The sequence below is a fragment of the Streptomyces sp. NPDC042371 genome (assembly GCF_056437465.1).
Genome location: NZ_JBWKAP010000003.1, coordinates 90,646 through 98,383 on the forward strand (window position 1 = coordinate 90,646; position 7,738 = coordinate 98,383).

A 7,738-nucleotide genomic window follows, 5' to 3' on the forward strand; every position below is an offset into this window, starting at 1 on the left:
GGGTCGGTTCGCCCGTCCGGTAAGTACCCCCGCCCGGTTTGCCCGGTCGACAGTCGCGTCGGATTAGCTTAGGCTCACCTAAGTTCGAGTGGGTGGCTCTGCCGACCTGCCCACTCTCTGTACCTTCCCCCACGCCTGACAGGCGACTTCCCCGCACGATGGGAGTGACATGTCACAGGTTCTTCCTGGCGACGACGCACCACTGGTCCACGACCTCATTGGCATCGGCTTCGGCCCCTCCAATGTGGCGATGGCGATCGCACTCAGCGAGCACAATGCGAGCGTCGGCAGGGAGGAGACGGTCACCGCTCACTTCTTCGAGCAGCAGTCGAGCTTCGGCTGGCACCGCGGCATGCTGATCGACGACGCGACCATGCAGGTGTCCTTCCTCAAGGACCTGGTGACGCAGCGGAACCCGACCAGTGAGTTCAGCTTCCTCTGCTATCTGAAGAGCAAGGGGCGCCTGACCGACTTCATCAACCACAAGAACCTGTTCCCGCTGCGGGTCGAGTTCCACGACTACCTGGAGTGGGCCGCCGCCAAGGTCGACGACCAAGTCTCCTATGGTCACGAGGTCGTCGGGGTCACGCCGTTCGTCCGCGACGGCGTCGTGGAGTACCTGGACGTCACGGTCCGCTCGGCGGAGGGCCTCGCGGTCCATCGGGCCCGCAACCTCGTCATAGGCACCGGCCTGCGTCCTCTCATGCCGGAGGGCGTGGAGCGCGGCGAGCACGTCTGGCACAACTCCGACCTGCTGACCAAGGTCGACGCCCTGGAGGGCACCTCGCCCTCCCGTTTCGTCGTCGTGGGCGCCGGTCAGAGCGCCGCCGAGAACGTCGCGTACCTGCACCGCCGCTTCCCCGATGCCGAAATCTGCGCGGTCTTCTCGCGCTACGGCTACAGCCCCGCGGACGACAGCAGCTTCGCCAACCGGATCTTCGACCCCGACGCCGTCGACGAGTACTTCGACGCGCCCGAGGACGTCAAGCAGCGACTGATGGGCTACCACGGCAACACCAACTACTCCGTGGTGGACATCGATCTGATCGACGACCTGTACCGGCAGATGTACCGGGAGAAGGTCCTTGGCACCGAGCGCCTCCGCTTCCTCAACGTCTCCCGGCTCACCGGCGTGAAGGAGACGGCCGACGGAGTCAGCGCCACCGTGAAGTCCCTCGTCACGGGCGAGGAGAACCTCGTGGACGCCGACGTCGTGGTCTTCGCCACCGGCTACAGCCCCGCCGACCCCGTCGGCCTCCTCGGCGAGGTCGCCGACCGCTGCCTCCGCGACGACGACGGCCGCGTCCGCGTCGAGCGCGACTACCGCGTGGCCACGGACGCCGACCTCCGGTGCGGCATCTATCTGCAGGGCGGTACGGAGCACACGCACGGCATCACGTCGTCGCTGCTGTCCAACATCGCGATCCGGGTCGGCGAGATCCTGGACTCGGTGCGCGAGCGGAGCGCCGCCTCCGCCGGGGCCCGCCCGGTCGCCGGTGAAACGGGCAGCGCCGCGCGCTAGGCAGTCCGCGGGGCCTCCCGGCGGGACCTCCCCGTCCGCCGGGAGGCCCCACCGGCCGTACGGCACGATCCGATCAGAAGGACAACGGATCAAAGGGATAACGTACGTCGACATGAGCACGACTGCAGTGGAGCGCCCCGTGCCGAGGGGCGCAACGGACACCCGTCGACGGCGGGTCGTGGGGCTCGGCATCCTCGCCGTGGTCCTGGTGCTCGCGGCGGCGGTGTCGCTGGCCGTCGGGGCGCGCGCGCTGACCCCGGCCGAGGTGTGGCACGGGCTGTTCGCCGCGCCGGAATCCGACCAGCGGCTCACCGAGATCCGCCTCATCGTGCAGACCGTGCGGGTGCCGCGGACGGTGCTCGCCGTGGTGGCGGGCATCGCGCTCGGTGTCGGCGGCGCGCTGATCCAGGGATACACCCGCAATCCCATCGCGGACACGGGCCTGTTGGGCGTGAACGCCGGTGCGTCGTTCGCCGTGGTCACGGTGGTCGCCGTGTTCGGGTTCTCCAATCCGTTCCAGTACGTCTGGTTCGGCTTCGCGGGGGCGGCGGTCTCCGGTGTCGTCGTGTTCGGCCTCGCGAGCCTCGGCAGGGGGGCCGGTAATCCCCTGACACTCGCCCTGGCCGGGCAGGGCATCACGGTGTTCCTCGCCGCGATGACCACGGCCGTCTCCCTCTCGGACCAGAAGTCCCTGAACGCACTGCGGTTCTGGAACGCGGGCTCCGTGGCGGGCGTCGACTTCGACGTGATCTGGCCGGTGACCGCGTTCATCGCGGTCGGACTCGTCCTGGCCCTGACCACGCTGCCCTCCCTCAACCTGCTCAACCTGGGCGAGGACGTGGCGCGGGGACTCGGGGTGAACATCGCGTTCAGCAGGACCGTCGGCATCCTCGCCATCACGCTGCTGGCCGGTGCGGCGACGGCGGCATGCGGCCCCATCGCGTTCCTCGGCCTGATGGTGGCGCACGTGGCCCGTTATCTGACCGGCCCCGACTACCGCTGGCTCGTGCCGTACGCGGGGCTGCTCGGCGCGGTCGTCCTGCTGGTCTGCGACATCGTGGGCCGACTGGTGGTGCGGCCCGGCGAGTTGGAGGCCGGTGTCGTCGTGGCCCTGCTCGGGGCTCCGTTCTTCGCGGTCCTGGTCTGGCGAGGAAAGTTCAAGAACGCATGAGCGAGACAGATGTGAAGCCCACGGTGGCGCCGGGCGTGCGGCTCGGCCCCATGTCCTTCGTATGGCGGCCCTGGCTCGTCCTGGTCACGCTGCTGCTGATGGCGGCGACCTTCCTGGTGTTCTGCCTGTCCATCAGCATCGGCGACTTCCCCATCGGCCTCTCCCGGGTGATGGCCACGCTCGTCGGCCGCGGTGAGCAGGTCGACGAGTTCGTGATCATGGATCTGCGGATGCCGCGCGCCCTGGCCGGGCTCGTCGTGGGGATCGCGCTCGGCGTCTCCGGCGCGATCACGCAGTCGGTCGCGCGCAACCCGCTGGCCAGCCCGGACATCTTGGGCATCACCGGCGGCGCGAGCGCGGTCGCGGTGTTCTCGGTGACGGTGTCGGGCGGCACCGCCGCGGCGGTCGTCGACTCCGTGGGGCTGTCCGCGGCGGCGCTCGCCGGTGGCCTCTGCACGGGCCTGCTCGTGTACTTCCTGGCGTGGCGCCGTGGGGTCGACGGCTTCCGGCTCATCCTCATCGGGATCTCGGTGAGCGCCGTGACGCAGGCGATCACCACCTGGCTCCTCGTCTCGGCCGACATCAGGGATGTGGCCCGCGCCCAGGCGTGGTTGGTCGGTTCGCTGGACAACCGGTCGTGGGACGAGGTCTGGGTGGCGCTCTGGTGCTCGCTCGCCCTCCTGGTCGTCGTGGCCGGGGCCGCGTTCCAGTTCAAGCCGATGCATCTCGGCGACGACATCGCCGCGGGTCTCGGTGTCCGCTTCGCGCGGGTGCGTGCGGTGCTGCTGCTGTGCGCGGTGCTGCTGGCGGCCGTGGCGGTGAGCGCGGCGGGCCCTGTGCCGTTCGTCGCGCTGGTGGCGCCCCAGGTGGCGATGCGTCTCGCGCGGCGTCCGACGCCGCCGCTGATCGCTTCCGGCCTGGCCGGGGCGCTGCTGCTGATCGGCGCCGACCTGACCGCGCGCGCGGTGCTGCCGAACAATCTCCCCGTCGGCGTGGTGACCGCCGCGATCGGCGGCCCCTTCCTCGTCTACCTGTTGGTACGGGCGAACCTCAAATAGCAGGCTCGGCCCCATTAGCTGGTACAAAGGTGAGGCAAACCTAATAACATAGGGGGGCTTGTGGTCGCTCAGTACATCACCGAGATCGAGCCGGCGGTCGAGGACGCCGCGCGGCTGGCCGCCAGGGGCGTCTCGGTCGGATACGGCAGCCGTACCGTCATCGACGACCTCGACGTGTCGATCCCGCCCGGGGTGATCACGACGATCATCGGCCCCAACGGCTGCGGGAAATCGACGCTGTTGCGCACCCTGACGCGACTGCTCAAGCCGGTCAGCGGCTCGGTCGTGCTGGACGGCCAGGACATCGTCAAGCTCAAGACCCGCGAGGTGGCGAAGAAGCTCGGGCTGCTGCCCCAGACGCCCGTCGCGCCGGAGGGGCTCACGGTGGCCGACCTGGTCGCCAGGGGCCGTCACCCGCACCAGAGTTGGCTGCGCCAGTGGTCGTCGGACGATGCGGGCGTCGTGGAGCGCGCGCTGGCCATGACCGGCGTCTCCGACCTGGCGGACCGCCCCGTCGACTCGCTGTCCGGCGGGCAGCGCCAGCGCGTCTGGATCTCGATGACCCTGGCCCAGGGCACCGATCTGCTGCTCCTCGACGAGCCGACCACGTATCTCGACCTGGCCCACGCGATCGACGTACTGGACCTGGTGGACGATCTGCACGAGTCGGGGCGCACCGTGGTCATGGTGCTGCACGACCTCAACCTGGCCACGCGGTACAGCGACAACCTCATCGTGATGAAGGACGGGTCGATCCTGGCGCAGGGGCACCCGCGCGACGTGATCACCGCGGATCTGCTGCACGAGGCGTTCGGGCTGCGCGCCCGGGTCGTCGACGACCCGGTGGGCGACCGGCCGCTGATCGTGCCGATCGGTCGTACGCACGTCCAACTCGACTGACCCCACCGGAGAACAGCCAGGTAAGGCTAGGCTAACCTCATCACCGCAAGGTAAGGTTTGGCTGCCCTGAGACCGGGGCGCAGCGGTCAGCGCGAAAGCAAGGGAATCCGGATGCTCCTCCACCGAACCACGCTCATGAAGCCCCGGCGGCGGCTGGCGGCCGTACTGACCGCCACGGCCCTCGGCGTCGGCCTCCTCGCGGGCTGCGGTTCCGGCTCGGACGACGAGGCGAGCGACAACACCCCGGCGGCCGCCACCGGTGGCAAGTTCCCGGTCACCGTGGAGCACGCGTTCGGGTCCACGAAGGTCACCAAGGCCCCCAAGCGCGTCGTCACCGTCGGCTACACCGACGACCAGACCGCGCTGGCCCTCGGCACCAAGCCGGTCGGCATGGTCGACCAGTACCCGAACCCGGAGGGCAAGTCCCCCGACATCAACACCCAGTGGCCCTGGGTGAAGGACAAGTGGGGCGACACCAAGCCCGACGTCGTCATGAAGAACGGCGACTCAGGACCCAACTACGAGAAGATCGCCGCCCTGCGCCCGGACCTGATCGTCGCGGTCTACTCCGAGATCGACAAGGCCGGTTACGACAAGCTCTCCCAGATCGCCCCGACGGTGGGCCGCACCAAGGGCGAGAAGGAGCTCTTCAGCGCCCCCTGGCAGGACAACGCGGTGCACATCGCCAAGGCGCTCGGCAAGGAGGACGAGGGCAAGAAGCTCGTCGAGGGCATCGAGGACAAGCTGACCGCGGCCAAGAAGGCGCACCCGAAGTTCGCGGACCAGACCTCCGTCGCCCTGTCCTGGTACAAGGACTCCATCAACCCCTTCACCTCCAAGGACGTCCGCGGACGCCTCCTGACGGGCATGGGCTTCAAGTACCAGACGAAGATCGACAAGATCGCGGGCGGCAAGTTCTCCACCGAACTCTCGCCCGAGCGCACGGACCTGGTCGACGTCGACCGCATCGTCGTCATCAACGACAAGGCGGACACCGAGGCGCTGAAGAAGTTCAAGCTGTTCGCCAACCTGGACGCCGTGAAGAAGGGCAACGTGTCCTACCTCCTGGACAGCGAGGGCCCGGCGGTCGGCGCCGCGATGTCGCAGGGCACCGCGCTTTCCCTGCCGTACGCGATCGACGAGCTCGTCAAGTCGGTCGAATAGAGATGACGTTCCACCTGTCCCGTCCCCGGCTCGACTTGGTCTACGTGTGAGCACCGCCGAATCACCCACCGCTGAAACACCCTCGACCGGCACGCCTCTCGCCGACACGTCCGCCGCCGACGCGGGCGCCGCCCCGGCGACGCTGCGCACGGCGTCCGGACGCGAGGCCACCCGGTGGGTCACGGCCCACTGCCGCCAAGTGCCGTGGCTGACGACCGCCACCGTGTTCACCACGGTGGCGGGAGCGGCGCTCCAGGTGCTCCCGGTGCTCCTGCTCGGCCGGGTGGTCGACGGAGTGGTCGAGGGCGAAGGGCGCTCCGTCCTGGTCACGATCGCCGTGCTGATGGGGGTCGCCGCGCTGTTCGGCGCGGTGGCCACCGCGGCCTCGACCTATCTGATCGGACGGCTCGGCGCGGATCTGCTCGCACGGCTGCGGGAGGGCGCCGTCCGTGCGGTGCTCGGCATGCCGAGCACGCGGATCGAGCAGGTCGGCCGCGGGGACGTGCTCTCCCGGGTCGGCGACGACGTGGCCGTGCTGTCCAAGGGCATCCGGACGGCCATCCCCACGGTGTTCTCGGCGGGCGTGCTGGTCTTCATCGCCACGGTCGGCATGTTCGGCCTCGACTGGCGGCTCGGCCTCGCGGGCGCCGCCGCGCTGCCCGCGTACGCGCTGGCCCTGCGCTGGTACCTGCCCCGCTCCGCCCCGCTCTACCGCAAGCAGCGGGTGGCCCAGGCCGACCGCGCGCAGGCGCTGATCAGCGGTCTGAACGGGATCGACACCGTGCGTGCGTACCGCCTGGAGGACGACGTCCGGGAGAAGGTCACCACGGAGTCCTGGCGGGTGCGCAACCTCGGCATCGACGTGTTCCGGTTCTTCGGGCGGTTCGTGGGCCGGGAGAACCGCGCCGAGTTCATCGGCCTCGTCCTCATCCTCGTGGTGGGATACGCCCTGTTGGAGGCCGACGCCGCCAGCCTGGGCGAGGTGTCGGCGGCCCCGCTGATGTTCCACCGCCTTTTCACCCCGCTCGGCGCCATCATGTTCACCTTCGACGAGGCGCAGAAGTCGGGCGCCAGCCTGACCCGCCTCGTCGGTGTGCTCGGGGAGTCCGCGGAGGAGCGGCTCGTGGGCGACACGTCCGTCGCGCCGGCCGACGCGGTGCCGCACCAGGTGACGGTGGAGGGGCTGACGTACAGCTATCCCGACACCGATGAACCGGTGCTCAGGGACGTCGACCTGACGATCCCGGCCGGTGGCTCGCTCGCCCTCGTGGGAGCGACGGGTGCGGGCAAGTCGACTCTGGCCGCGCTGATCGCGGGCATCGGGACCCCGCAGACGGGTTCGGTGCGCATCGGCGCGCACGACCTGGCCGGTCTCGACGAAGCCGGGGCGCGGGCCCTGGTGAGCATCCTGACGCAGGAGACGTACGTGTTCTCCGGGCCGCTCGCCGATGACCTGCGGCTCGCCGCGCCGCAGGCGACCGATGCCGAACTCATGGACGCGCTGCGCACGGTGGGCGCCGCCGACTGGGTCGAGGCGCTGCCCGAGGGGCTCGGCACCACGGTCGGCGAGGGCGGCGAGCGCCTGGACGTCACCAAGATCGCGCAGATCGCCCTGGCCCGCCTGGTGCTCGGCCGGGCGCCGGTGGTCGTGCTCGACGAGTCGACCGCGGAGGCGGGCAGTGAGGGCGCGGCCGAGCTGGAGCGTGCCGTGCTCGCCGCGTGTGCGGGCCGGACGACGCTCTTCGTGGCGCACCGGCTGACGCAGGCGATGGCCGCGGACCGGATCGCCGTGCTGGATGCGGGGCGCGTAGTGGAGCAGGGCACCCACGACGAGTTGGTGGCACTGGGCGGCCGGTACGCACGACTGTGGCGGGCCTGGCGAGAGGGTAGTTAGGCAACCCTAATTTAGGTTAGCCTAACTGC

At 69.9% G+C, this 7,738-nt stretch carries 6 protein-coding genes; all 6 read left to right on the forward strand.

Annotation, left to right across the window (positions count from 1 at the left end; all coding sequences use genetic code 11):
* The first annotated feature begins 169 nt into the window (after nucleotides 1-169).
* The 6 genes from AC068B_RS10115 to AC068B_RS10140 all read left to right on the forward strand — a co-directional run bounded on the left by AC068B_RS10115 (nucleotide 170) and on the right by AC068B_RS10140 (nucleotide 7,709).
* A complete protein-coding gene (locus AC068B_RS10115; protein WP_478670420.1) occupies nucleotides 170-1,522 on the forward strand; it encodes a lysine N(6)-hydroxylase/L-ornithine N(5)-oxygenase family protein in 1,353 nt (450 codons plus the stop codon).
* A 112-nt stretch (nucleotides 1,523-1,634) separates the two neighbouring features.
* A complete protein-coding gene (locus AC068B_RS10120) occupies nucleotides 1,635-2,693 on the forward strand; it encodes a FecCD family ABC transporter permease (protein ID WP_478670421.1) in 1,059 nt (352 codons plus the stop codon).
* A complete protein-coding gene (locus AC068B_RS10125) occupies nucleotides 2,690-3,751 on the forward strand; it encodes a FecCD family ABC transporter permease (RefSeq protein ID WP_478670423.1) in 1,062 nt (353 codons plus the stop codon). Before AC068B_RS10120 ends, AC068B_RS10125 begins: the two co-directional genes overlap by 4 nt.
* Nucleotides 3,752-3,811: 60 nt before the next feature.
* On the forward strand, nucleotides 3,812-4,651 hold the full coding sequence (locus tag AC068B_RS10130) for an ABC transporter ATP-binding protein (RefSeq protein WP_468567616.1): 840 nt from the start codon (nucleotides 3,812-3,814) through the stop codon (nucleotides 4,649-4,651).
* 111 nt (nucleotides 4,652-4,762) lie between these two features.
* Nucleotides 4,763-5,815 carry an iron-siderophore ABC transporter substrate-binding protein gene (locus tag AC068B_RS10135; protein WP_478670425.1) on the forward strand — a complete coding sequence of 351 codons (1,053 nt, stop codon included), beginning with the start codon at nucleotides 4,763-4,765 and terminating at the stop codon, nucleotides 5,813-5,815.
* A gap of 142 nt (nucleotides 5,816-5,957) precedes the next feature.
* Nucleotides 5,958-7,709, forward strand: a complete 1,752-nt coding sequence (locus AC068B_RS10140; protein ID WP_478671249.1) for an ABC transporter ATP-binding protein — start codon at nucleotides 5,958-5,960, stop codon at nucleotides 7,707-7,709.
* Nucleotides 7,710-7,738: the final 29 nt, after the last annotated feature.

What these genes read in the sequence shown, in the direction of transcription:
- AC068B_RS10135 (WP_478670425.1), top strand. Translation starts at nt 4,763, where the DNA reads ATGCTCCTCCACCGAACCACGCTCATGAAGCCCCGGCGGCGGCTGGCG.
- AC068B_RS10125 (WP_478670423.1), top strand. Translation starts at nt 2,690, where the DNA reads ATGAGCGAGACAGATGTGAAGCCCACGGTGGCGCCGGGCGTGCGGCTC.
- AC068B_RS10115 (WP_478670420.1), top strand. Translation starts at nt 170, where the DNA reads ATGTCACAGGTTCTTCCTGGCGACGACGCACCACTGGTCCACGACCTC.
- AC068B_RS10120 (WP_478670421.1), top strand. Translation starts at nt 1,635, where the DNA reads ATGAGCACGACTGCAGTGGAGCGCCCCGTGCCGAGGGGCGCAACGGAC.